This window comes from Fontivita pretiosa, from assembly GCF_050410795.1.
In the GTDB taxonomy this organism is placed as follows: Bacteria; Planctomycetota; Phycisphaerae; order Tepidisphaerales; family Tepidisphaeraceae; genus Fontivita; species Fontivita pretiosa.
The window spans coordinates 5,430,929-5,454,775 of the sequence record NZ_CP191258.1 but is presented as its reverse complement, the minus strand read 5'-3'; the positions used below and the strand labels follow the sequence as shown (position 1 = coordinate 5,454,775).

General features: G+C 62.6%; 16 protein-coding genes. 9 read left to right on the top strand and 7 right to left on the bottom strand.

Annotation, left to right across the window (positions count from 1 at the left end):
• Nucleotides 1-250: 250 nt before the first annotated feature.
• The 4 genes from rpoB (at nt 251) to topA (ending at nt 12,521) form a co-directional block, all read left to right on the top strand.
• Nucleotides 251-4,021, top strand: a complete 3,771-nt coding sequence (gene rpoB, locus ACQS5P_RS22085) for a DNA-directed RNA polymerase subunit beta (protein WP_428938782.1) — start codon at nt 251-253, stop codon at nt 4,019-4,021.
• A gap of 245 nt (nt 4,022-4,266) precedes the next feature.
• A complete protein-coding gene (locus tag ACQS5P_RS22080) occupies nt 4,267-4,959 on the top strand; it encodes a class I SAM-dependent methyltransferase (RefSeq protein ID WP_428938781.1) in 693 nt (230 codons plus the stop codon).
• 51 nt (nt 4,960-5,010) lie between these two features.
• The gene (gene rpoC, locus ACQS5P_RS22075; RefSeq protein ID WP_428938780.1) at nt 5,011-9,435 is read left to right on the top strand and encodes a DNA-directed RNA polymerase subunit beta'; all 4,425 of its coding nucleotides are present in this window, start codon (nt 5,011-5,013) and stop codon (nt 9,433-9,435) included.
• A gap of 365 nt (nt 9,436-9,800) precedes the next feature.
• Nucleotides 9,801-12,521, top strand: coding sequence for a type I DNA topoisomerase (gene topA / locus ACQS5P_RS22070; protein WP_428938779.1), 2,721 nt, complete (start codon nt 9,801-9,803; stop codon nt 12,519-12,521).
• 14 nt (nt 12,522-12,535) lie between these two features.
• On the opposite strand, the gene ACQS5P_RS22065 is transcribed toward topA, so the two are convergent.
• Entirely contained in the window at nt 12,536-12,859 is a 324-nt protein-coding gene (locus ACQS5P_RS22065; protein ID WP_428938778.1) for a DUF5658 family protein, read from the bottom strand.
• An 11-nt stretch (nt 12,860-12,870) separates the two neighbouring features.
• The gene (locus tag ACQS5P_RS22060; protein ID WP_428938777.1) at nt 12,871-13,635 is read right to left on the bottom strand and encodes a choice-of-anchor Y domain-containing protein; all 765 of its coding nucleotides are present in this window, start codon (nt 13,633-13,635) and stop codon (nt 12,871-12,873) included.
• Between the two features lie 107 nt (nt 13,636-13,742).
• Here ACQS5P_RS22060 and ACQS5P_RS22055 point away from each other — a divergent pair, with 107 nt between their 5' ends.
• Both ACQS5P_RS22055 and ACQS5P_RS22050 read left to right on the top strand, forming a co-directional pair.
• Nucleotides 13,743-14,522 (top strand): MBL fold metallo-hydrolase, encoded by a 780-nt coding sequence (locus ACQS5P_RS22055; RefSeq protein ID WP_428938776.1) that lies wholly within the window; start codon nt 13,743-13,745, stop codon nt 14,520-14,522.
• Nucleotides 14,523-14,575: 53 nt separating this feature from the next.
• The gene (locus ACQS5P_RS22050; protein WP_428938775.1) at nt 14,576-15,352 is read left to right on the top strand and encodes a class I SAM-dependent methyltransferase; all 777 of its coding nucleotides are present in this window, start codon (nt 14,576-14,578) and stop codon (nt 15,350-15,352) included.
• Nucleotides 15,353-15,355: 3 nt separating this feature from the next.
• Here the strand turns inward: ACQS5P_RS22050 and ACQS5P_RS22045 are convergent, their stop codons facing one another.
• The gene (locus ACQS5P_RS22045) at nt 15,356-15,616 is read right to left on the bottom strand and encodes a hypothetical protein (RefSeq protein WP_428938774.1); all 261 of its coding nucleotides are present in this window, start codon (nt 15,614-15,616) and stop codon (nt 15,356-15,358) included.
• Nucleotides 15,617-15,681: 65 nt separating this feature from the next.
• On the opposite strand from ACQS5P_RS22045, the gene ACQS5P_RS22040 reads away from it, so the two are divergent.
• The 3 genes from ACQS5P_RS22040 (at nt 15,682) to serS (ending at nt 19,216) form a co-directional block, all read left to right on the top strand.
• Complete coding sequence (locus ACQS5P_RS22040) at nt 15,682-16,449, top strand: chlorite dismutase family protein (protein ID WP_428938773.1); 768 nt, start codon at nt 15,682-15,684, stop codon at nt 16,447-16,449.
• Between the two features lie 64 nt (nt 16,450-16,513).
• Entirely contained in the window at nt 16,514-17,626 is a 1,113-nt protein-coding gene (locus ACQS5P_RS22035) for a DUF4932 domain-containing protein (protein ID WP_428938772.1), read from the top strand.
• 279 nt (nt 17,627-17,905) lie between these two features.
• The gene (serS, locus tag ACQS5P_RS22030; protein ID WP_428938771.1) at nt 17,906-19,216 is read left to right on the top strand and encodes a serine--tRNA ligase; all 1,311 of its coding nucleotides are present in this window, start codon (nt 17,906-17,908) and stop codon (nt 19,214-19,216) included.
• A gap of 20 nt (nt 19,217-19,236) precedes the next feature.
• Here serS and ACQS5P_RS22025 read toward each other — a convergent pair whose 3' ends face one another.
• The 4 genes from ACQS5P_RS22025 to ACQS5P_RS22010 form a co-directional block, all read right to left on the bottom strand.
• On the bottom strand, nt 19,237-19,902 hold the full coding sequence (locus ACQS5P_RS22025) for an aspartate/glutamate racemase family protein (RefSeq protein ID WP_428938770.1): 666 nt from the start codon (nt 19,900-19,902) through the stop codon (nt 19,237-19,239).
• Between the two features lie 27 nt (nt 19,903-19,929).
• Entirely contained in the window at nt 19,930-21,192 is a 1,263-nt protein-coding gene (locus ACQS5P_RS22020) for a four-carbon acid sugar kinase family protein (RefSeq protein ID WP_428938769.1), read from the bottom strand.
• Between the two features lie 105 nt (nt 21,193-21,297).
• Nucleotides 21,298-22,578 carry a ribulose-bisphosphate carboxylase large subunit family protein gene (locus tag ACQS5P_RS22015; RefSeq protein ID WP_428938768.1) on the bottom strand — a complete coding sequence of 427 codons (1,281 nt, stop codon included), beginning with the start codon at nt 22,576-22,578 and terminating at the stop codon, nt 21,298-21,300.
• A gap of 92 nt (nt 22,579-22,670) precedes the next feature.
• The gene (locus ACQS5P_RS22010) at nt 22,671-23,837 is read right to left on the bottom strand and encodes a glycosyl hydrolase family 28-related protein (protein WP_428938767.1); all 1,167 of its coding nucleotides are present in this window, start codon (nt 23,835-23,837) and stop codon (nt 22,671-22,673) included.
• Nucleotides 23,838-23,847: the final 10 nt, after the last annotated feature.

Genomic DNA, 23,847 nt, shown 5'->3' with positions numbered 1-23,847 from the left:
AAAGAATGGTGGACGCCGCAGGACAAGCCGCTTACGAAATCGTAAGGCGGCTGTTTTTGTCAGTCGAACCAAACCGGCCAGGTACGGGGGACCCACGGCAGGAGGGACGTAGGCGAACGCTTGGCCGCACCAGCGGCGACGTTCCGCCGGGTGCTTGATGCCCGCACCCCGGGTGCCAGAGCAGCCAAACGTTCGACAAAAGAGACTTGGAGCTGGAACGCCAAATCCCTTTTACGGAAAAGGACAAGCGATGCGAGTGCAAGAGGTGCGTGACTTCAGCAAGCGCGGCGACGCGCTGCCGATCCCGAACCTGATCGATGTCCAGATTACCGCCTATCAGCGGTTCCTTCAGAAAGATATAGACCCGGCCAAGCGGAAAAGCGAGGGGCTTGAAGCCCTGCTCCGCGAGGTCTTCCCCATCGAGAGCTACGACGGGAATCTGCGGCTGGAGTACATCAGCTATGACCTGGCTGAGCCGCGGTACACCACCGACGAATGTCGTGCGCTTCGACTGACGTACGGCATGCCGTTCCGCATCAAAGTTCGCCTGGTCCGCAAAGACAAGGACGAGGTGATGGAGGATTCCATCTACCTGGGCGAGATCCCGATCATGATCGGAGGTGGGGAGTTCATCATCAACGGCGCCGAGCGCGTGATCGTTAACCAGCTTCACCGCTCGCCGGGCGTGGACTTCCTGGTTGAAGTGCAGGAAGGGGACCGCCCCCTGCACGGCTGCCGCATCATCCCCGAGCGTGGAAGCTGGATCGAATGCAGCGTGACCAAGAAAGACGCGCTGGCGGTGCGGATCGACCAGTCCAGCAAGATCCCCGCCACCACGTTCCTGCGCGCGCTTGATGAGAAGTATTCCACGACCGAATCGATCATCCGAGAGTTCTACACCATCGAGACAGTCAAAGTCGGGCAGCTCCAGCCAAGCTACTACGCCGCCGCGCCCATCATCGACTCGCAGACCGGTGAGGTGCTGGTCAAGGCCGGGGCGCAGATCGGCGAGGCGCTGAGCAAGATCCAGGCCTCTTCGCTGAAGACTGTGGATGTGGTCACCAGGGTCTCCGACCCGCTGATCCTCAACACGCTGGCCGAGGATACCGCCGACAGCCACGAGCAGGCACTGTTGAAGATCTACGCTCGGCTTCGGCCGGGCAACCCGCCGCAGCTCGACAAGGCCAAGACGCTGTTCAAGGAGAAGTTCTTCGACGAAAACCGCTACCGCCTGGGGCGGGTCGGACGGTTCCGCATCAACCGCAAGTTCGACCAGAACGTACCCGAGAGCGTGATGACCCTGCGCAGCGAAGACCTGGTCAACAGCCTCAAGTACATGTTCAAGCTGCGCAGCGGCGAAGGGTACGTGGATGACATCGACCACCTGGGCAACCGCCGGCTGCGCACGATCGACGAGCTGGCGGCCGAGGAGCTGCGCAAGGGCTTCCTCAAGCTCAAGCGCACCGTCCAGGAGCGGATGAGCCTGAAGGATCCGAACGAGCTGGGCAAGATCGCCGAGCTGGTCAACAGCAAGTCGATCTCCAGCAGCATCGACTTCTTCTTCGGTCGAGGCGAGCTGTCGCAGGTGGTGGATCAGACCAACCCGCTGTCGCAGTTGACCCACGAGCGACGGCTGTCTGCGCTGGGTCCGGGCGGGCTGAACCGCAAGCGCGCGGGCTTCGAAGTTCGCGACGTGCACATCTCGCACTACGGGCGAATCTGTCCGATCGAAACGCCCGAGGGTACCAACATCGGGCTGATCGCCTCGCTGTCGATCTACGCCGACCTGGACGAGTACGGCTTTTTGATCACCCCGTACCGGGTGGTCAAGGACGGGAAGGTCAATGGAGAGGTCAAGTACCTTCGCGCCGACGAGGAGATGAAGGCGATCCTGGCTCCGCCGGACGTCGTCGAGAAGGACGGGCATCTGAAAAAGGGCATGGTGCTGGCCCGCGTGCAGGGCGACCTGGCAACGGTTCCCAGCAAGGAGATTCAGTACGTAGACATCAGTCCCAGGCAGACGGTGTCGGTGTCGGCGGCGCTGATTCCGTTCCTGGAGCACGACGACGCCAACCGCGCGCTGATGGGCAGCAACATGCAGCGTCAGGCGGTTCCGCTGCTGCGGACCGAGCCGCCGATCGTCGCCACCGGCATGGAGCGTGCCGTGGCGCAGAACTCGGGAATGGTGGTTCGCGCCGAGCGAAGCGGGGTTGTCACCTATGTGGATAGCCAGCGCATCCTCATCGACAACGCCGATGAGTACGTGCTGCGGAAGTTCGTTGGCCTCAATGAGCGCACGTGCCTGAACCAGAAGCCGATCGTGAAGAAGGGTCAGCGCGTCAAGAAGGGGCAGATCATCGCCGACGGTGCCGCCACTCATCAGGGTGAGCTGGCTTTGGGACGAAACGTGCTGGTCGCGTTCATGACCTACGACGGCTACAACTTCGAGGACGCGATCGTCATCAGTCAGCGACTGGTCAAGGATGACGTGTTTACCTCGATCCACATCGAGGAGTACGACGTGGAGATCCGCGAGACCAAGCTGGGCCGCGAGGAATTCACCCGTGACATTCCCAACGTCTCGGAGCGTGCCCTGGCCAACCTGGACGAGAACGGCATCGTGCGGATTGGGACGCGTGTAGGCCCTGGCGACATCCTGGTAGGCAAGATCGCGCCCAAGAGCAAGAGCGAGCTGACGCCTGAAGAAAAGCTGCTGCACGCGATTTTCGGCCGGGCGGGCGAGGACGTGAAGAACGACTCGCTGGAGATGCCGGCGGGCGAGGAGGGCGTGGTCATCGCCACGCAGCGGTTCAGCCGCCGCATGCACATGAGCGACGAACAGAAGAAGCAGCTCAAGAAGGAGATCGACCGCTACGAGAAGGAGATGAACCTTCGCGCCATCGCGATCTTCAAGCAGATGATCACCGAGATCAACGAGGTGACCGGGCAGCAGATGGTGGACCCCAACACCCGCCAGAAGGTCGGCGCCTCGGAGAACGTTGACGTGCTCATGGAGCAGATTGAGACCTTCTCGCCAAGCTGGATCAAAGGCTCTCGCGAGGCCAGGGAACAGGCGGAGAACACGTACAGCCGGTTCTGGCCGCGCGTGGAGGCGGTGCTGAAGGAAAAGCAGCGCAAGATGGAGCACATGAAGCGCGGCGACGAGCTTCCCAGCGGCGTGCTGGAGATGGTCAAGGTCTACGTCGCGACCAAGCGGCAGTTGTCGGTGGGCGACAAGATGGCCGGGCGGCACGGGAACAAGGGCGTCATCGCCCGCATCGTCCCCGAGGAAGACATGCCGTTCCTGGAGGACGGCACGCCGGTGGACATCCTGCTCAACCCGCTGGGCGTGCCCAGCCGTATGAACGTCGGGCAGATCCTCGAGACGCACCTGGGCTGGGCGATGATGGTCCTGGGCCAGCAGGCCATCACCCCCGTCTTCGACGGCGCCACCGAAGAGGAGATCTTCAAGGCGATCGACGAAGCCAACGCCGCGATCAAAGATCGTCGCAAGCAGCGCAAGGCCGAGGGCAAGCCCCTGGGCGAGCGCGAGCTGGACGTGATCATGCCCTACGGCGGGAAGGTGCAGCTCTACGACGGTCGCACCGGCGAGCCGTTCGAGCAGAAGACGACCGTCGGCTACATCTACATGATGAAGCTGCATCACCTGGTGGATGACAAGATCCACGCCCGCGCCACCGGACCGTACAGCCTGATCACGCAGCAGCCGCTGGGCGGCAAGGCTCGCACCGGCGGGCAGCGCTTCGGCGAAATGGAGGTCTGGGGCCTGGAGGCGTACGGCGCGGCCTACGTGCTCCAGGAACTGCTGACCGTCAAGAGCGACGACGTCGAGGGCCGCACCAAGATCTACGAAAGCATGGTCAAGGGCACCAACACGCTGGAGGCCGGCACTCCCGTCTCCTTCGACGTGTTGTGCAACGAGATCCGCGGCCTGGGTCTGAATATCCAGTTGGAGAAGAAGAAGGGAGCGGCCACCACGGAGGATGAGGAGTTGATGTAAGGCACATGCTGGAAGTGCTGCATCGCATTGGCCATTCGCGGTCTGGAGAATCGCGAGCCATTTGTGCCGTTTCAGATCGTAATGAACGGCGGTGATTGATACACGAACGAGGATCCGCAGGCGTTGGGCGATCGGCGGTGCACAGCGTTTTTGTCGCCCGCCGCGTTGAGGCGCGGACGCAAATCGCAATCGCGGAAGAGAGCGTAGCAAAGCATCGGCGTCGGTAATGCGGGATGCAGGATTGAATGTCGGTATCGACGTTGACAACCTCGGTTCCCAAGAGCGCGCAGGCTGGGACGGATGGACTCTACGTCCAATACGGTTGCGGCTTGTCCTCGCCGGAGGGCTGGCTGAATTTCGACGCCAGCCCGACCCTGCGGACGCAGCGCGTGCCGGTGCTGCGAACACTGGTGGGCGGAAAGCTCGGGCCGATTTTTCCGCCGTCCGCTCGTTACGGAGACATCCGCAAAGGCTTGCCGGTGGCGGATCAATCATGTGCGGGAGTGTATTGCTCGCACGTGCTGGAGCATCTGGCGCTCAGCGATTTTCGCGTCGCGCTGCGCAACACGCTGCGGATCCTCAAGCCCGGCGGAATCTTCCGCCTGGTCATGCCCGACCTGCATGTGCTGGCGAGCGAATACCTCGCCCGCTACGGCGACCCGGATGCATCGATGAAGTTCATGAAGGATTCATGTTTCGGACAGGAAAACCGTCCGCGCGGATTCATCGGCTACCTGCGCGAATGGATCGGCAATGCCCAACACCGCTGGCTGTGGGATTTTCCCTCGTTGGAGCGAGAGTTGAGGCAGGCCGGGTTCGCGGATATTCGGCGGGCGCAGTTTGGTGACAGCTCCGACCCACATTTTGCTGCGGTGGAAGACCGCAACCGATGGGATCGTGGATTAGGCGCCGAATGCGTTCGGCCGGTGCGGCGTTGATTGAAACAAGCGAGTAGCTGGTTTTGGACGGGATCGAAAGAGAGACAAACAATGGCTGAAACCGTTTACGATCGCATTAACGACTACGGTTCGGTTCGCATTCAGCTCGCCAGCCCGAACGATATCCGTTCCTGGTCGTTCGGCGAGGTGAAAAAGCCCGAGACGATCAACTACCGCACCTACCGTGCGGAGAAGGACGGGCTGTTCTGCGAGCGAATCTTCGGCCCGGAGCGCGACTGGGAGTGCTCCTGCGGCAAATACAAGGGGACCAAATACAAGGGAATCATCTGCGATCGCTGCGGCGTGAAGGTGACCCACAGCCGCGTGCGGCGAAAGCGCATGGGGCACATCAACCTGGCCGCGCCCATCGTGCACATCTGGTTCTTCAAGGCGCTGCCCAGCCGGCTGGGGGCGCTGCTGGACATGAAGACCAGCGACCTGGAAAAGATCATCTACTTCCAGGACTACGTGGTCACCGACCCCGGCAAGACGCCGCTGAAACGCAAACAGCTTCTGACCGAGGAGGAATACCGCCAGGCGTACGACAAGTACGGCGAGGAGTTCGAGGCGGAGATGGGGGCCGAGGCGATCAAGAAGCTGCTGAGCCAGCTTGATCTGAACGCCGAAGCGCTGAAGGTCCGCGCCGAGATCGAGAAGACCAACTCCAAGCAGAAGATCAAGGACCTGACCAAGCGGCTGAAGATGATCGAAGCGCTGCGGAACTCGGAGAACAAGGCCGAGTGGATGGTCATGGACGTGATCCCGGTGATCCCGCCGGACCTGCGCCCGCTGGTGCTGCTGGAGAGCGGCAACTTCGCCACGTCCGACCTGAATGACCTGTATCGCCGCATCATCAACCGCAACAACCGGCTGAAAAAGCTGGTTGACCTGAACGCGCCGGAAGTGATCATCCGCAACGAGAAGCGGATGCTCCAGCAGGCGGTGGATGCACTGTTCGACAACGGGCGCTGCCGTCGGCCGGTGCTCGGCTCCAGCAACCGGCCGCTGAAGAGCCTGACGGACATGATCAAGGGCAAGCAGGGACGCTTCCGCGAGAACCTGCTGGGCAAGCGAGTGGACTACTCGGCCCGATCGGTCATCGTCGTCGGACCGGAGCTGAAGCTGCACCAGTGCGGCCTGCCCAAGAAGATCGCGCTGGAACTGTATCAGCCGTTCATCATCCGCAAGCTCAAGGAGCATGGGCTGGCGGACACGATCAAGTCGGCCAAGAAGATGCTGGAGCGTCGCGACCCGGAGGTGTGGGACATCCTCGAAGAGGTGATCTACCAGCACCCCGTGCTGCTGAACCGCGCCCCGACGCTGCACCGCATGGGTATCCAGGCGTTCGAGCCGGTGCTGGTCGAGGGCAACGCGATCAAGATCCACCCGCTGGTGTGCAAGGGGTTCAATGCCGACTTCGACGGCGACCAGATGGCCGTGCACCTGCCGCTGTCGATCGAAGCGCTGGCGGAGGCGCACGTGCTGATGCTGGCGCCGAACAACATTTTCTCGCCGGCCAACGGCAGCCCGATCATCACCCCCTCGCAGGACATCGTGCTGGGCACGTTCTACATCACGTCTGAGCGTGAGAACGACAAGGGCGAGTTCAAGCTGTTCGGCTCGCCGGCCGAGGCGATGATGGCCTACGAGCTGGGCGACATCGCCATGCACGCGCGTATCTTCGTGCGGCTGGATGACCGCACGCACGTGGTCCCGGACGACAAGAGCGGGGAAGTGCCGATCGAGCAGATCTCCTGGAAACAGGCTGAAGAGCACCGCAAGCGGCTGAACCCGAACTATCAGATCCGCCCGATGCCCGAAGGCTATAACGGCAAGGTGATCCTCACCACCGTTGGCCGGTGCATCTTCAATGACATCCTGCCCAGGGAGATGCCGTTCTACAACTACGCGTTGACGGCCAAGGGCGCGTCGCGCGTGATCGCCGACACCTATGCCAAGCTTGGTCGTCCGGCGACGATCGACCTGCTGGACGAGATGAAGGCGCTGGGCTTCAAGCGAAGCACGCTGGCCGGGCTGAGCTTCGGCATCACCGACATCCGCTCGCCGGATTCCAAGGCCGCGATCCTGGAGGAAGGCCAGAAGAAGGCGGACAAGATCGAGCGGAACTACAAGATCGGCGCCATCACGGCTCAGGAGCGTTACAGCCAGCTCATCGACGTGTGGGGCCACGCCCGCAAGCAGGTGACCGAAGACCTGATGGCGACGATCCAGGACGACTGGCGCGACGCCGAGGGCCGGCCTGTGCCCAAGGGCACGCCCGGAGCGCAGCGTTATCTGAACCCGATCGCGATGATGGCCGTCTCCGGCGCGCGCGGCAACGTGGACCAGATTCGCCAGCTCGGCGGGATGCGCGGCCTGATGGCCAAGCCCTCCGGGGAAATCATCGAAACCCCGATCAAGTCCAACTTCCGCGAAGGCCTGAGTGTGCTGGAGTACTTCAGCTCCACGCACGGTGCCCGCAAGGGTCTGGCCGATACGGCGCTGAAGACCGCCGACTCCGGGTACCTCACGCGCAAGCTGGCCGACGTGGCGCAGAACGTGATCATCAACATGATCGACTGCGGCACGGTCAACGGCGTGACCAAGAGCACGATCTACAAGGGCGAGACGGTCGAGGTCGAGCTGAAGGACCTGATCGTCGGGCGGACGGCGCGCGACACGATCCGCAACCCGATCACGGATGAGGTGATTGTCGAGGAAAACCAGATCATCACCAACGAGATCGCCGACCAGATCAAGGAATTGAAGCTCGAGAGCATCCGCGTCCGCTCGCCGCTGACCTGCGAGAGCCCGCGCGGGATCTGTGCCCGCTGCTACGGCGTGGACATGAGCACCAACCAGCTCGTCGAGGAAGGCCTGGCCGTCGGCATCATCGCGGCGCAGTCGATCGGCGAGCCCGGCACGCAGCTTACGATGCGGACGTTCCACACCGGCGGCGTGGCCACCGGAGCCCTGATCGAGAACGACATCAAGGCGGTCAATGCCGGCATCGTCCGCCACCATGATGTCAATGCTGTGGAGGTCAAGGACCCCGACGGCACCAAACGCCTGGTCGCCCTGAAGCGCAACGGCGAGATCGTCATCGAGGACGCCAAGGGGCGCGAACTGGAACGCTACAAGGTTCCCTACGGCGCTACGGTGCTGGTGCCCGACGGCGAGAAGGTCAAGCCACGGCAGCAGCTTGTGGTCTGGGACCCGCACATCACGCCGATCCTTGCGGAAAAGTCCGGCGTGGTGCAGTACGAGGACATCGAGGAAGGCGAAACCGTTCGTGTCGAGGAAGAGCGTCGCGGCACCGAGAAGGGCGGCAAGCTCGTGGTCATCGAGCACAAGGGCGAGCGCCACCCGCGGATTACCATCGTCGATGCCGAAGGCAAGATCCTGGACTTCCACTACCTGCCGGCCAAGGCGCGCATTGAGGTCGAGAATGGGCAACGCGTCGTTGCCGGGCAGATGATCGCCCGCCAGCCGCGCGAGACCGCCGGCACGCAGGACATCACCGGCGGCCTGCCGCGCGTCACCGAGATCTTCGAGGCCCGCAAGCCCAAGGACCCGGCAGTGCTGGCGGAAATCTCCGGCACGGTCGAGATCCGTTCCGACAAGCGCCGCGGAAAGATGACGATCATCGTCCGCAGCGAAACCGGAATGGAGCGAGAACACCATGTCCCGCAGGACAAGGAGCTTCAGGTCCACACCGGGGACTTCGTGGAAGCCGGCGACCCATTGATCCGCGGGCCGCGCATCCCCCACGACATCCTCCGCATCAACGGTGAGGAGGCGTTGTATCAGTACCTGCTGACGGAAGTGCAGAACGTCTACCGTTCGCAGGGCGTGAAGATCAACGACAAGCACATCGAGATCATCCTCAACCAGATGCTGCGGAAGGTGAAGGTGGAGGATCCGGGCGACAGCAAGTTCCTGCCCGGCGAGGTCGTGGACAAGTTCAAGTTCCGGGCCGGGAACGACGCGTTGATGCAGAGCGTGAAGGTGGTGGATCCGGGCGGCACCAACTTCAAGGAAAACGAGATCGTGCCCAAGCAGGAGTTCAAGGAGGCAAATGAGGCCGCCGAAGCCGCCGGCAAGGAGCCGGCCAAGGGCAAGAAGCCCAAACCCGCCCGCGCCAAGACGCTGCTGCTGGGTATCACCAAGGCCAGCTTGCAGTCCGAGAGCTTCATCAGCGCCGCGTCGTTCCAGGAGACGACCAAGGTGCTGACCGAGGCGGCTCTGGCGGGGGCGGTGGATCACCTGCTGGGGCTGAAGGAGAACGTGATCCTGGGTCACCTGATCCCGGCAGGCACGGCGTTCAACCCGCACCTGAACCTTCGGATCAAGCACCTGGCCGAGCCGCCACCGGCCGAAGAGGCCGAGCCGCGTGTGGCTCCGTCGGCGGTTCGGGCGACGTTGCCCATGCCATCGGTCGCCAACGAGCCAACCCCGTCGCAGCCGGTGGGGTGAGCTGCGGTTGCCAACAATTGCGGGCACCAAAGCCCACGGACGTTGGTCCGTGGGCTTTTTCATGCTGGATGAGATACCATTAAAATCTGTAAAATAAGGGCTTATGTAAGTACGGGGCATGAAGCGAGGATCGAACCGACTTGGGGCCAGATTCGTAAGGGTTGTTACTGGATTCTGCTGATTGTCAACTGGCGGGCTTGACTTGGGGCCGATAATTGCCCAAACTTCCTCGCCCCTTGCGGCCTCGGGGGTCTGGAGATTCCCGCGCAGATTCGCGTCAGAATCATCAAGGCTTGGGGTTCGGCAGTCGATACGACCGACGGAACGCCTGGGCAACGTGTGTTTGGTCACAGACTTGGAAAAGGATGGCTAAAAAGAGCGGCAAAAACCTGGTGATCGTCGAGTCGCCGGCCAAGGCGCGCACGATCAACAAGTATTTGGGCGACGGCTACATCGTGAAGGCGTCGATGGGGCACGTGCGCGACCTGCCGGCCAAGGGAATGGGCGTGAACCTGAAGACCTTCGAGCCGCAGTACGAGATTCTCCAGAACCGCCGCAAGGTCGTGACCGAACTGAAGAAGCTGGCCGGTGATGCCAACGAGGTCTACCTGGCGACCGACCTGGATCGCGAAGGCGAAGCCATCGCCTGGCACCTGAAAGAAGCCCTTGGCATTCCGGATGAGCGGGTGAAGCGCGTCATCTTCAATGCGATCACCAAGAGCGAGATTCAAAAGGCGTTTCGCAGTCCCAACAAGATCAACATCGATAAGGTCAACGCGCAGCAGGCGCGGCGTATCCTGGACCGGATTGTGGGATACGAGATTTCGCCGCTGTTGTGGCGGAAGGTGGCGCGCGGGCTGAGCGCCGGGCGTGTGCAGAGCGTGGCGGTGCGGCTGATCGTCGAGCGCGAACGGGAGATCGAGAAGTTCATCCCGGCCGAGTACTGGAAGATCGGCGCCATTTTCGCCGCCGCCGGGCAGACAAGCTGCGCCGAACTGTCGCGGCAGTGGATCGATTTTCTTACCAATACCGGCAACGGAGAGCGAACGCGCCAGGAGCGCGACCGCTGGCTGGCCGAACACAGCGCCTTTTATGCCGAGCTGATCGAGCTGGGCGGCAGGAAATTCGAGCCGAACAACAAGGCCGATGCGCGTCGCGCCGCGGAGTTGCTCGGCTTCGTCGTGGAAAACGAGAACACCACCGAAGACCCGGAAGGCAAGGGTCCGGCCAGGTTCCTCACCAGCTACACGGGCCGGCTCGGCCAGTGTCCGCCGTTTACGATTCGCGGTATCGAGCGGAAGCGTACGACCAGCCGTCCGCCGGCGCCGTTCATCACCAGCACGCTTCAGCAGGGCGCCGCCAGCCGACTGGGGTTTGGCGCCCAGCGAACCATGCGTCTGGCGCAGTCGCTGTACGAGGCCGGGTACATCACCTACATGCGGACCGACTCGACCAACCTCTCGCCCGAGGCGCTGAACATGGTGCGAGAGTACATCGGGCGGACGTTCGGCGATCGCTACCTGCCCCAGAAGCCCAACTACTACGCCTCGAGCAACAAGGCGGCGCAGGAAGCCCACGAGGCCATCCGCCCGACCGATGTCAACTTCACCCCGCACGACGCCCACGCCAAGCTCGGGCAGGATGAGTACAAGCTGTATCAGCTCATCTGGAACCGGTTCGTCGCCTGCCAGATGCCGCCGGCGGAGTTTGACCAGACCACGCTGACGATCGTGGCGGCGACACAGCAGGGCGAAGCGGTCTTCCGCGCCACCGGACGAAAACTGGTGTTCGATGGCTTCATGCGGGTCAGCGGTGTCAGCAGCGAGGATCAACTGCTGCCGGAGCTGGCCGAAGGCGCGAGCGTCCATCCGATAGAGATCACACCGACGCAGCACTTCACCCAGCCGCCGCCGCGGTTTACCGAGGCCTCGCTGGTCAAGGAGCTGGAGCGATTGGGGATTGGACGGCCCAGCACCTACGCCAGCATCATCCAGACGATTCAGGACCGGCGGTACGTGGTGCAGAAGGATCGCCGCTTCTACGCCACGCTGCTGGGCAGCATCGTGACCGACAAGCTGATGCAGGGCTTTCCGCAGATCATGGATGTGAAGTTCACGGCGGACATGGAGACCGACCTGGACAAGATCGAGGAACAGCACCTGGACTGGATCAAGCTGCTGCGCGATTTCTACGGGCCTTTCCGCAAGGACGTGAAGGCGGCGATGGAGAAGCTGGAGCACGCCGGCGGGACCGAATCGCCGTACAAATGCGACAAGTGCGGCAGTCCGATGGTCTACCGCATCAACAGGAACGTTTTCTTCCTTGCGTGCACGAATCGTGCTGGATGCGGCGCGACCAAACCCGTGGACGATCAGGGCCGCCCGACCGTGCGCGAAGTGTCGGAGCACAAGTGCCCGGTGTGCGGGCGCGAGATGATCAGGCGCCGCGGGCGATTCGGGGAATTCCTCGGCTGCTCCGGGTATTCGATCAAGAACGAAAAAGGCGAGCCGGTCTGCTCGACGATCATCAACCTGGACAAGCAGGGCAATCCGCTGCCGCCCAAGCCCAAGCCCATTCCCACGACCGTCAAGTGCGAGAAGTGCGGCAGCGACATGCTGCTGCGCGACAGCAAGCGGGGTCCGTTCCTGGGTTGCTCCAGCTTCCCCAAGTGCCGGGCGACGAAGATGGTCAAGAAGCTGACCGGCGACGACCTCAAGCAGGTCGAGGCCCTGCTCCCACTGCTGAAAAATGAGGAAGCGAAGTCGCAGGAGATCATCGCCAGGATCATCGGCGAAAACCCCGCCGCGGCCGGGGCGATGAAAACCGGCCCGATCCCGACGGATATCGACTGCGACGAATGTGGCAAGCCGATGGTGATCCGGACCGGCCGACGTGGAAAGTTCCTGGGGTGCAGCGGCTACCCCAAGTGCAAGAACACCGCCGAAGTGCCCGCCAAGCTCCTGGAAGAAATGGGCCTGAACGGCAACGGTGCCAACGGAAACAACCAGAGCAAGCCCGCTGTGTCTGACAGCTCTGCTGCGGCGGCGATCGACCCGGAACCGGACGAGCAGCAGGACGCGGCGTGAGGCAGGCATTGCGCCTACCCGTGCAGCGCCAATAGCGCCATCGCCAGCACCACTGGCATGCAGGTGAGCATGATCCCCACCGACAGCAGCTTGCGGGCGGTTTCCCGGTTCCGCCGGCCGACGGTCTCGCAGATCAGGATCACCACAACCACCAGCGTGAACTTGTAGATCACCAGCCCGGGCAGGCCGAAGCGCCAGATGATCCGGTCTGCCAGCGCGTTTGCTTCCCGCCCGCCAACGTGCAGGACGACCCACGTCAACATGATGTCCAGCGCGCTGAAGAATACGAACCAGACGTAGCCGTCCGGGAACAGGACGTGGCGGCGGTCCCCGATCATGCCGAACGATTCTACCGCCTCCGGACGATCGTTACACCGAGCAACACTGCCGCTGCAACGAACAACGATGTCGTCGGCTCCGGCACCGCGGCGACAGCAAGCCGCGAGAACTCGAACGCCCCGGCGGCGCTGCCCGTGTCATCGCCGATGAAAAGGTAACTGGGCAGGTTGTACGGCAGGCCGAAGGAGCTGTAATTGCGCAGGAGCCCGCTGAGGATCGGCGTGCCATTGGCCAGCAGCGAATAGTTCGATCCCTGGATCGTCAGGTCGTACGTGGTGTTCGCCGCGGTCGTGTTGGCGGCGACGCCCTCGGCGTGAGTGAAGCTCGGCCCGGACTGCGCCCAGATTTCGTTGGTCCAGAATCCCAGCTCGATCCCCTGAAGATCCGACGAGATTGCGATGATGCTGAACCCGGCGCGGTCATTGCTCGCGTGTGTCTCGCTCAGCAGTTTCAGATCGATGCTCACGGTGTACCCGACCGAGCGGTCGAGGGTGGGAAACGCCGTGTTGACCAGCGTGCCGAGGATGGTGTGGCTGGAGAATCCGCCTCGCTCCGACGCCGACGCCGTCGAATCATACGTGGTCTTTCCGCCGGCGACCGTCTGCACGCCGGTTCCCGGCAGCGAGTAATAGCTCAACCACCCCTGCGACTGCGGCGAGGTTCCGGCGGCGCCGTCGTAGAGCGTGACGCCCAATGTCCAATCCGCCGCCAGCACTGAAGTCGCTGCAAGGAATATGACGCGCGATGCTTTGAATCCGGGTAGCTTCCTTCCCATTCGTCCCATTAGACCTCAGTGCCGTGAGCGGATCAACCATTTTTGCCGACCGCCCGTGCTCGGATCCTGTTGTGCAAGTCCGATCCAATCCCATATAACCCTTGGCGATGTCCCAGATCGAACTGCTTTTCCTCGGCACGGGCACGAGCGCCGGTGTGCCGATGATCGGATGCCACTGCGCGGTCTGTTCCAGCAGCGATCCGCGAGACAGACGCCATCGCCCCAGCGTTGTGATCAGCTATGACGGCCATCGAGTGCTCGTGGACACCACGCCAGAGCTGCGAATCCAGTGCATCACCCACGGCATCGACATGATCGACGCGGTCGTCTTCACCCACGCCCACGCCGACCACATTTTTGGTCTGGACGATGTGCGGCGGTTCAACGCGCTGCGAAATGGTCCGCTTGACGTCTGGGCCGACGCACGAACGTTCGCGGTGCTCCAGCAGTGCTACGCCTATGCGTTCGCCGAACCCTCCCCCGAGCTGAAAGTCTATCGACCGCATCTGCTTTGGCGAATGATCCAGGGCCCGTTCCAGATCGCAGGCATCACCTGGACGCCGATCCCGCTGATGCACGGCGATCTGCCGATTCTGGGCTTTCGGGTGGGCAATCTGGCCTACTGCACCGACGTGAGCTTCATCCCCGAATCGTCGTATGAGCTGCTGCGCGGGCTGGACGTGCTGGTGCTGGATGCGTTGCAACACAAACCGCACGCGACGCACTTCTCGCTTGCCCAAGCGATCCAGGCCGCCCAGCGCATCGGCGCTCGCCAGACGCTGTTCACCCACATCGCGCATGCACTGGGACACGAGCAGACCAATCGCACGCTTCCGCCGAATATGCAACTGGCCTATGACGGACAGCGCGTTCTGGTCGGCGGTTAGCGGCGCTGTCTGCCAGGAATCAGCGGCACGTGTCGCGCAATGTTCGATGCAACATGAAACCTTATCGTGCCATCGCCGAATACTACGACGCCGAAAATGAGAACCTGGACATGCTCCAGCGCGATGTTCCGTTTCTGCTGGGGCGGCTGCCTCGAAAAAGCCAGAGCATCCTGGAGCTGGCCGTCGGGACGGCCCGCGCGGCGATTCCCCTGGCCCAGGCGGGGCATCGCATCGTCGGCGTCGATTACGCCCCGGACATGCTCCAGATCGCACGCCGAAAACGGGACGGCGTCGGACTGACCGACCGTCAGCTTCAGCTCATCAACGCCGACATCACACGGCTTAGCCTGCGCCGACGCTTCGACTGGATCTGCATCCTGTTCAATACCTTCCTCAACTTCACGACGCTCAAACAGCAGGACCGGCTGCTGCAGGTGGTTCGCCGCCACCTCAAACCCCGAACCGGACGTTTCTGGCTGGACATCTTTCAGCCAAATCTGGAACTGCTGGCGCAGCCCAGCTCCGAGCATCTGGCCCCCACGGTTTTCTACGTCGCATCCCTGGATCGCACGGTTTTCCGCGAAACGCAGGTCCGGCGCGATCCGGCACGGCAGGTGCAGCATGTCACGCATCATTACCGCTGGTTCGACGCACACGGAATCCAGCATCATCAGAAGGTGGAATTCGACCTGACGTTCGTGTTCCCGCGAGAGCTGCGAATCCTGCTGGAGCGAAATGGAATGAAGCTGCGCGAGCTGTATGGTGATTACGACGGCAGCGCACTGGGCGCGGATTCGCCAAGAATGATCGCCTGCGCCTCGCCGATGTAACGGTCACTCAAGCAGCGGCCGAAGAACCTGGTGTGCAAACTTCGTACGAAGCGTGCCGAAGTGCCCGCCGTCGTTGCCAACAGAGCGCCACTGCGGGTCGTAGGCGTGCTGCACCAGCCGCGCATGAGGCTGTGTGGCGGCGAAGCCTCCGGCGCCGGGCACGATGAACAGCACATGCGGCCCCCGGGGGTTCTTCGGCGCGCATCCCGTCAGCACGAGCAGCAGGAACAGTACGATCGCGATGATCCGCCGCACGCGGTCCATGATCCGATGTCGATGTGCTACAATCTTCATTAAACCAACGCGAGCGGATACAAAGAATGACAGATATGAACACCAGCCAGCCAGCAACTCCATCGACGTCGCATTCTCCCGCGCCCGCCGCCCGAGAGCACAGCGCCTCGGGGCCGGCGGTGCAGCGGCAAGTGGTCAACTTCGCGTTCTACAGGCTCGATCCGGAGTTTCGCCGGCTGGATGAAGAACACAAACGCCGGGCACGCGAGCAGTTTGTTTCGCTGTTTGCGCAGCCTCGCCCCGGATTCATCTGCCTGTCCTACAGCACGGTCGGATTGAAGGCCGACTGCGACTTTCTTCTGTGGCGGATTTCGCTGTCCGCCGATGAGTTCCAGGCGCACAGCAGCGCGATCAACAAGACGGTTCTGGGCGGGTATCTGCGCACGCCATACAGCTTCCTGTCGATGACCAAACGGAGCATCTACATCGACAAGGTCGATCCGTTCCACACCGCCGAGAGTCGCACGCACATCATCCCCGGCCGGCGCAAATACCTGTTCGTTTATCCGTTTGTCAAAAGCCGCGAGTGGTATCTGCTGCCGCTGGAGAGGCGTCAGCAGATCATGGACGTGCACATTCGCGTCGGCAACAAATACCCCAGTGTCAAGCTCAACACGACGTACAGTTTCGGCTTGGACGACCAGGATTTCGTGGTGGCCTTCGAGACGGACGAGCCGAAGGACTTTCTGGATCTGGTGATGGAACTTCGCGAGACCGAGAGCAGCAAGTACACAGTTCGGGATACCCCGATCTTCACCTGCATCCAGATGCCGATGGCGCAGATCCTCGATCAGCTCTTTTGACGGGTGTGCGGAACTCGCCCGTCCCATGTTCAGCGGCGGCACAAAGGGCCGCGTGGCGGTGGTCATGATCCGCACAGCAATCCGTGTCGCGTCAGTTCTGGTCGTGCTTCTGACATCACTGGCGCAGGCACAATCGACGGCGCCGACCCAGTCCGCCACGCGAAGATCCGTCCTCGACATCGCCGTCGATCCGCGGGTTGAATTGACCTGCATCATTTTTCAGCTCGCGGGCAACCCCGAATACTCGCAGCCGCGCGTGCCCGCTTACGCGAAGGACGTCCAAGCCCATTTCGCCAGCTTCAAGGATCACGAGCTTGTCCGTCTGGCCCGCCGCCTGAGATCCTCCCGTGGCGTCGGGTTCGACGCGCCGATGAGCCTGGCGGTTCACCTGAAGGACATTCAGAGCCTCGACGGCGTCGTGCCGCTGGATCCACTTCCGGCCCAAGTGGACAAGCGCTGGCGGCCTGAAGACGTGCGCCAGTTTCAGCAACTGGCCCGGCGGTTCGTGGCCGAGTCGAAGTTTGAGGATTTTCTCGCCGCGCATCGTGACTTGTACGATCAGTCAGCGGCGCGGATGCGGCGGACGATCGAGGAGCACGCGAACCTGGCATGGTTCGACCAGTTCTTCGGCGAGCGCCCGGCGGCGAGGTTTCACCTGGTGATCGGGCTATTGAACGGACCGTCGAACTATGGCGTCCGTACAGTGGTTGGCGGTGGCGAGGAGCTTTACTGCATCCTCGGTGCCTGGACGTGCGACGCGCGGGGGATACCCCAGTTCTCGGCGGAAATCGTGCCAACCGTGGTGCATGAGTTCAATCACTCGTACGTGAACCCGCTGGTCGAGAAGTACCTGCCCGAGATGCGCGCCGCGGGACAGACGCTCTTCGAGCGCAACGAGCGACTGATGCGCAGGCAGGCGTACGCCAGCGGACAGACGGTGCTGGCCGAGTCGCTCGTTCGCGCCTGCGTTGTGCGATATCGTTATGCCAACGAGGGCACCGCCGCGGGCGTGGCCGAGGTCCTGCGGCAGCAGGCGTTGGGATTTGCGTGGACGGGCGAGCTTTCAGCGCTGCTCGCGGACTACGAGCAGAATCGCCACGCGTATCCGGCGCTGGAACAGTTCATGCCCCGGGTCGTCCGTTTCTTCAACGATTACGTCGCCAGCCTCCCTCCGTAACAGTGTAAACATCTGGGACCACCCGCGCTTTTCGCTCAGATTCCCAGGTGCGTGCGATGAAAGCTCAGACGAGCCAATTGTGGCATGGCCGTCCCGGCCGTGCGCGGTGAACTCGAATTCAAAAATCCGAACTCCAGGCTCGTCATCACTCCATGCCGCGGGGCACGGGCGGGACGCCCGTGACACGGGGCAAACGGGGCACACCCACCGGACCAGCAAGCCGCCGATGCGGTCATGGATGGACTTTCGTCGCTGCGGCGGCTAGGTTAAAACGTCGCCATGATCGACCTGAAGGATCTGCGTGAAAATCCCGACAAGTACCGCAAGGCCGTGGAGCTGAAGCGGATGAGCGTGGACGTGGCGGCGGTGCTGGACGTGGACGCGCGGTGCCTGGCGGCGCAGCAGGAGTTCGAGCGGTTGCGCGCCGAACAGAACGAAGCCAGCAAGCAGATCGGAAAGCTCAAGGATCCGGCCGCGAAACAACAGGCCATCGCAAAGGTCGCTGTGCTGAAGGCTCAGGTGAAAGAGGCCGAGGAGCGGTGGAAGTCAGCCGAGGCTCAGCTTCTGCCGCTGCTGTTGCAGATGCCCCAGCCGCCGGACCCTGATGTGCCTGTCGGCAAGGATGAAACCGAAAACGTCGAGCTTCGCCGATGGGGCGACGTGCGGCACTTTGAATTTGCTCCGCGGGATCACGTGACGCTCGGGGCCGAGCTGGGGATGATCGACATCGAGCGGGGCGTGAAGCTGGCCGGCTCACGCAGTTATTTCCTGACCGGCATGGGCACGCTGCTTCACCAGGCGGTGCTGCGGCTGGCGCAGGACATGATGCTCGAACGCGGCTTTGTGCCGATGACCGTGCCCGTGCTCGTGCGCGAAGAGGCCATGACCGGAACGGGATACTTCCCGCTGGGGCGCGAACAGGCCTACGCCATCACCAACGAGGATCCCCCGGTTTATCTCGTCGGCACGGCCGAGGTCTCGCTCACCGCCTATCACATGAACGAAACCCTGGACGGCAAAACCCTGCCGCGGAAGTACGTGGCCACCAGCCCCTGCTTTCGACGCGAGGCCGGCACCTATGGCAAGGACACCGCCGGCATCTACCGCATCCATCAGTTCGACAAGGTCGAGCAGGTGATCATCTGCCGCAATGATGTCGAGGAATCAAAACGCTGGCATCAGGCGATTACGGAAAACGCCGAGGCCGTTCTTCAGAAGCTCAACCTGCCGTATCGTGTGGTGTACGTGTGCACGGGAGACCTGGGCCAGGGGCAGGCCGCCAAATACGACATCGAAACCTGGATGCCGTCGCGCAAGGCCTACAGCGAAACGCACTCGGCGTCGCGGTTTTACGAGTTCCAGGCGAGGCGGCTGAACCTGCGCTACCGCGACAGCGATGGCAAGACCCGCTACTGTCACACCCTGAACAACACGGTGATTGCCAGCCCGCGGATCCTGATTCCCATCCTGGAGAACTATCAGAACGCCGACGGCTCGGTGACGATCCCCGAAGCGCTTCGCCCGTACCTTGGCGGGCGAGACCGGATCACGCGCCAGGAGGCTGCGGATGCGCCGGCCGCCACTCGTTGAGCAGTCCGGGGGCCAAGGCGTCAGCCCTGGCGCGCCAGCTCGGCCAGTCGCTCGACCGCCAGCCTCGGACTGGACAGGATAGGCAGCGGCCTGTCGAGCGGGCCAAGCGAATCGACCACCCTTGCCATCGACGCCTGCGCCAGAACGATCACGTCCACCCGCCCGGCCAGCTCGCGCAGGGCCGCGCCAACCAGGGCATCGTGTTTCGCGCCGTCGCCACTGATGACCGCTTCGAACGCGCCCTCGACCACCACCGATGTGACCTCGACGGACTTGCCTGCGCTGGCTGCCTTTGACCTGATCAGCTCCGCCGTCGGCTCCAATGTCGACGGCAGCGTCGCGATGACCCCGATACGACTGCCCGTGGCGACGGCGCGCTCGGCCATCGGCTCGTCCACGCGCAGCACTTTGGCCGACACCAGCGTCCTCGCCACCTCGACCGCCCGACCCATCGACGAGCAGGTCACCAGGATCAGCTCCGCACCCGCGCCCTCCGCCGCGATCACGTGACCCACCAGCCGCCGAGCCGTCGCCGGCGGGCACCCTTTGCAGGCGATGATGTCGCAAAGCAGGCTTTCATCAACCATATTGAAGACCTGCTCGCCGGGCAGCAGCTCGCCCGTCAGCGCCTTGAATACCGGAATCATCGCCGGCGACGTATGAATCAATGCAATCTGTTTCGGCATGCCTGGTGGCCCCTATCTGTTCAGTGGTCAGTCTTTTCCGTCTCTGACGAAGGTAAAGAAATTCTGTTTTCCGATCTGTCCGCCCTTGAAGGTGATCTGGATGCCATCGGCGGGCGAGCCGGGGGCGGTGACGCGACACAGCGGCGATCCGCGCGTCAGTTCGGCGATCATCTCCATCGACTCGATCCCCAGCGCCTGCGCCACCTGGCCGGAGGTGTCGCCGCCAGCGACCAGCACGCGCCGAACGTTCGTGCCGGCCAGCACCTGACGCAGGATGCCGCCCAGGGTCGGTCCCACCATCACCGCCATAGCCGGATCGATCTGCCGGCTGTGGATCACCACGCTGCGCCCGATTCGCAGCGCCGCGGCCGCCTGTGCAGCGGCACGGGCACGATCCGACAGATCGGACACTTCCACAAAATCGTGCTCGATCGCATGTCGAATCTGCCCGGCGGTTACGGGGGAACAGCTTCCGCAGACGGCGACGATCGGCCCGGCGTGGCCCGGGGGATCGAATGGCCGCTGCCCGTCGATGCGACCCGACTGCTGCCAGTGCGCGCACAGTGCCGACTCCACTCCCGACGATCCGACGACGAACATCGGCTTGTCGAACCGCTCGATCAGCGATCCCACCGTCGCAAGCTGCCGCTCATACAGCACGTCGATCAGCAGCACTTCATTGCCGCCGCTGCGGGCGCGATCGAACATTTCAACTGCATCGGTGCGCTCGATGTTCAGCACGTCGAACAGCCCGATCCGTCGGCGCGTCTGCTTCGCCAGGTGAAGCCGCAAGTCGGCCTCATCCATGGGCGTGATCGGATGGCGGCTCATCGAGGGGTGTCGGTCCAGCCGGTAAGGCTCGGATTCAGCGCCGCATCGTGCAAACAGATTCCCGAAGACACAATACCTCCCCAGGGAGGGCGCGCCCACGAGCACCGGCACGCACGTCATGCCAAAAACTTCGGCGCCGACATCGATCACCCGTCCGATGCTCCCGACCGTCGGCGACGAGTCGAACGTCGAGCAGACCTTGTAATGTACGATCGGCGCGCCGGACGATTTCATGGCGCCGAAAACCGGCCGCAGCGTCGCTTCCATCTGGTCCGGGGTCATCGATCGCGTCATTCCCGCCACGCCGTAAGCTCGCAATCCCGGGTAGCGGGCAAGCTGAGCGTGGTTCGGAGGCGCGGTGAACAGCACTGTCCGCAGCCCGGCCAGAGCAAGCGACTCCATCGCATCGGTCGAGCCGGTGAAATCGTCGCCGTAGAAACTGATCAGCAAGTCGTTCATACAAACTTCCGAACCACGGATGCACACCGCTGCACACAGATGTTGTGAGTTGAAGATCGATTGCTCAGCCCCAGGCTCTCTTTGCTCATCCGTGTTGATCAGTGCTCATCTGTGATTCATCCTGCCAAACTTCTCCAACTGCTGCCTCAGCTCGACATGATCGCGCGCGTAGTCGTCGATGCTGATGCCCCTGACTGCCGCTTCCCAGGCCTGCTGCAACGCACGCACGCCAGCGCCCGCGCCGCCCGGATGCGCCATGATCCCGCCCCCGGCCAGATAGAGCACATCCACCGTTGCCGTCCGGCGGAATGTCTCCGGCGCCTGAAGCCCCGTCTGCCCCGAGGAGATCACCGGCATGATGCGGTATCCTCCGAACATCGGCTTGAGGCATGACTGGATCGACGTGACCACCGAATCGTCGCTTTCCCAGAACTTGTTGGCGATTCCGTTGACGTGGATCTGATCGACCCCGGCCAGTCGCCACAGCTTCTGGTACGCGGGAAACTCGATGCCCAGCCAGGGATGCCGCGTGAGCATGCCCCAGCCGTTGCGATGTCCGTGCACCGCCAGCGCGCCCTGGTCGCACACTTTCTTCACGCCGCTGAGCCCGACGCTGTTGAGGCTGAGCATCACGGCGGTTCCACCGGCCCGGCGAACATGATCGTAATTCCGCAGCATCGCGTCGATCTCGTCGCTGATGTTGAAGGCGTACATCACCTTCTTGCCCGTTCGCTGCGCCTGATCGTTGATCACGCGCATCACCGCATCGACACGTTGTTGAAGCGGCGAGTGCGGCGGGTTGGCCATCAGCTCGTCGTCCTTGATGAAATCGATCCCCGCTTCGGCGAGCTGTTTTACCAGTTGCGCAGTCTGTTCGGGGCTGAGCCCGATGCTCGGCTTGACAATCGTGCCGATGATCGGCCGGCCAGACACACCCGTCAGTCTTCGCGTTCCCTCGATGCCGAATCGCGGACCCGGGAACACTCTCGCAAACGAAGGGGGCAGTTCCAGATCGATCAGCTTCAGCCCCGAAAACTGGCTGAGCTCGTAGAGATTGCCCTGGAGGGTCGAAACCAGCGTGGGCAGGTTGTAGCCCATGTTGTCGATCGACCAGGAGACGACGATCTGGGCGCGATGATACTGAGTTGCGCGAGCGCTGGCTTTGGTCCTGCTTCCCGGCAAACTTGGCTCGGACACACTCTGAAGCGGAGTAATCGTTTCGACCCTGGCGCGATATCGCTGGCGGAGCTGATCCGTCTCACCGGGGACTTCGACGAAAGTTCCCGACGACTGCTCGCCGGCCAGTACTTCCGCCGCCTGCTCGATCGGCAGGGGGGTTTCGACGCGATAGGTCGCGACAATGCGTTCGTCTGTGCTCTGAACCATGCTGGACATCCTGGTGGGTGTATCCTCGCAACTGCCGGTTCGCTTGTCACGTGGGCAATCGTTTTTCCGTGTGGGAAGGGCGGTTGCGACCGCTACCGCCGGCGGGTGGTCGCAAGGCGCCTGTTGGGTCCGGGCTTGCCGCGATTGATGTCCCAGCTCAATTCAACGTCGGGCCCGTTGTTTTTCACCGTCGCATCCACCGCGCGTCCCGGATAGGCGCTCGGGCCGATCAGGTACCCGACGAAACGGTTGTTAATGATCTTGCCGTTGCGGCTGGTGTTGAGGATGGCCACATGGTTGCCCGCGACGCTGTAATTGTCCTCGCACACTACATCCTGGCCACCAAGCTCGAAAATGATCCGCACGCCAGTGCCGTCGGGTCGTTCCGGCGCGATCGAGGTATTTCGCCGCACACGCGTTCCCCTGGACCGGTCGGCAATGATGGAGTAGGCGAAGGTGGACATGTTCTGCTCGAACTTTTCGGTCATGACAGGTTTTTCGTAGTAGTTGTCCTGCACGATCGTATTGATTCCGCCGCCCTGAACCTCCACGCCCATGCGCCGCAGTCCGGCGAGATAGTTCTGTTCGATCAGCAGGTTCCTCGATGCGTCCTCGTGCGCGATCACGTGAATGGCCTGGTTCCCGTTGAGAAAGTGATTGTTCGCGATCGTCAACCCATCCCAGTTGTAACCGTAGATGCCGTTGTCGCCACGGATGGGATTGAACACGCAGTTGGTGATGCGGCTGCCGCGCAGCCCGGTGGTGAACACGATGGCGTTCGTCTCGTCGCCGCTGACGTCCAGGTAAAACCAGCAGTTGTCCACTATCAGGCCTTCGACCATGGAGCCATCGGGGGTATCGCAGAAAATGCCGCGCCCATGAAAGCTGAGGCGGCTGATGGTCAGGTCTTGGCCGCGGAAGTGAAAGATGAAGTTGTCCTGCCCGGTCGCTTGCAGCACTGTCGCGTGATCGGCGACGACAGAATCCGCCTGGTAGCGCAGCGTGGTCATGCCGCTGATAACGCGTGCAAATCCGCGCGGGTTCAATGCCCGCGAAATGTGAAACGTGCCTGCGGGAAACTGGATGATCTGGCCGGGGACTCGCGCCGCGTCGATGGCTGCCTGGATCGCCGCCGTGTCGTCGATGCCGTCGTCGGGAATCGCGCCATACGCGCGCACATCGATCACCGGAATCGGCTGGGAAGCCGGCAGCGGCAGGATGCCGAACAGCGCGCTGATGAGCAAAGCCGTCACGTTCATACGGTTGATC

What these genes read in the sequence shown, in the direction of transcription:
- rpoB (WP_428938782.1), top strand. Translation starts at nt 251, where the DNA reads ATGCGAGTGCAAGAGGTGCGTGACTTCAGCAAGCGCGGCGACGCGCTG.
- ACQS5P_RS22080 (WP_428938781.1), top strand. Translation starts at nt 4,267, where the DNA reads ATGTCGGTATCGACGTTGACAACCTCGGTTCCCAAGAGCGCGCAGGCT.
- rpoC (WP_428938780.1), top strand. Translation starts at nt 5,011, where the DNA reads ATGGCTGAAACCGTTTACGATCGCATTAACGACTACGGTTCGGTTCGC.
- topA (WP_428938779.1), top strand. Translation starts at nt 9,801, where the DNA reads ATGGCTAAAAAGAGCGGCAAAAACCTGGTGATCGTCGAGTCGCCGGCC.
- ACQS5P_RS22065 (WP_428938778.1), bottom strand. Translation starts at nt 12,859, where the DNA reads ATGATCGGGGACCGCCGCCACGTCCTGTTCCCGGACGGCTACGTCTGG.
- ACQS5P_RS22060 (WP_428938777.1), bottom strand. Translation starts at nt 13,635, where the DNA reads ATGGGAAGGAAGCTACCCGGATTCAAAGCATCGCGCGTCATATTCCTT.
- ACQS5P_RS22055 (WP_428938776.1), top strand. Translation starts at nt 13,743, where the DNA reads ATGTCCCAGATCGAACTGCTTTTCCTCGGCACGGGCACGAGCGCCGGT.
- ACQS5P_RS22050 (WP_428938775.1), top strand. Translation starts at nt 14,576, where the DNA reads ATGAAACCTTATCGTGCCATCGCCGAATACTACGACGCCGAAAATGAG.
- ACQS5P_RS22045 (WP_428938774.1), bottom strand. Translation starts at nt 15,616, where the DNA reads ATGGACCGCGTGCGGCGGATCATCGCGATCGTACTGTTCCTGCTGCTC.
- ACQS5P_RS22040 (WP_428938773.1), top strand. Translation starts at nt 15,682, where the DNA reads ATGAACACCAGCCAGCCAGCAACTCCATCGACGTCGCATTCTCCCGCG.
- ACQS5P_RS22035 (WP_428938772.1), top strand. Translation starts at nt 16,514, where the DNA reads ATGATCCGCACAGCAATCCGTGTCGCGTCAGTTCTGGTCGTGCTTCTG.
- serS (WP_428938771.1), top strand. Translation starts at nt 17,906, where the DNA reads ATGATCGACCTGAAGGATCTGCGTGAAAATCCCGACAAGTACCGCAAG.
- ACQS5P_RS22025 (WP_428938770.1), bottom strand. Translation starts at nt 19,902, where the DNA reads ATGCCGAAACAGATTGCATTGATTCATACGTCGCCGGCGATGATTCCG.
- ACQS5P_RS22020 (WP_428938769.1), bottom strand. Translation starts at nt 21,192, where the DNA reads ATGAACGACTTGCTGATCAGTTTCTACGGCGACGATTTCACCGGCTCG.
- ACQS5P_RS22015 (WP_428938768.1), bottom strand. Translation starts at nt 22,578, where the DNA reads ATGGTTCAGAGCACAGACGAACGCATTGTCGCGACCTATCGCGTCGAA.
- ACQS5P_RS22010 (WP_428938767.1), bottom strand. Translation starts at nt 23,837, where the DNA reads ATGAACGTGACGGCTTTGCTCATCAGCGCGCTGTTCGGCATCCTGCCG.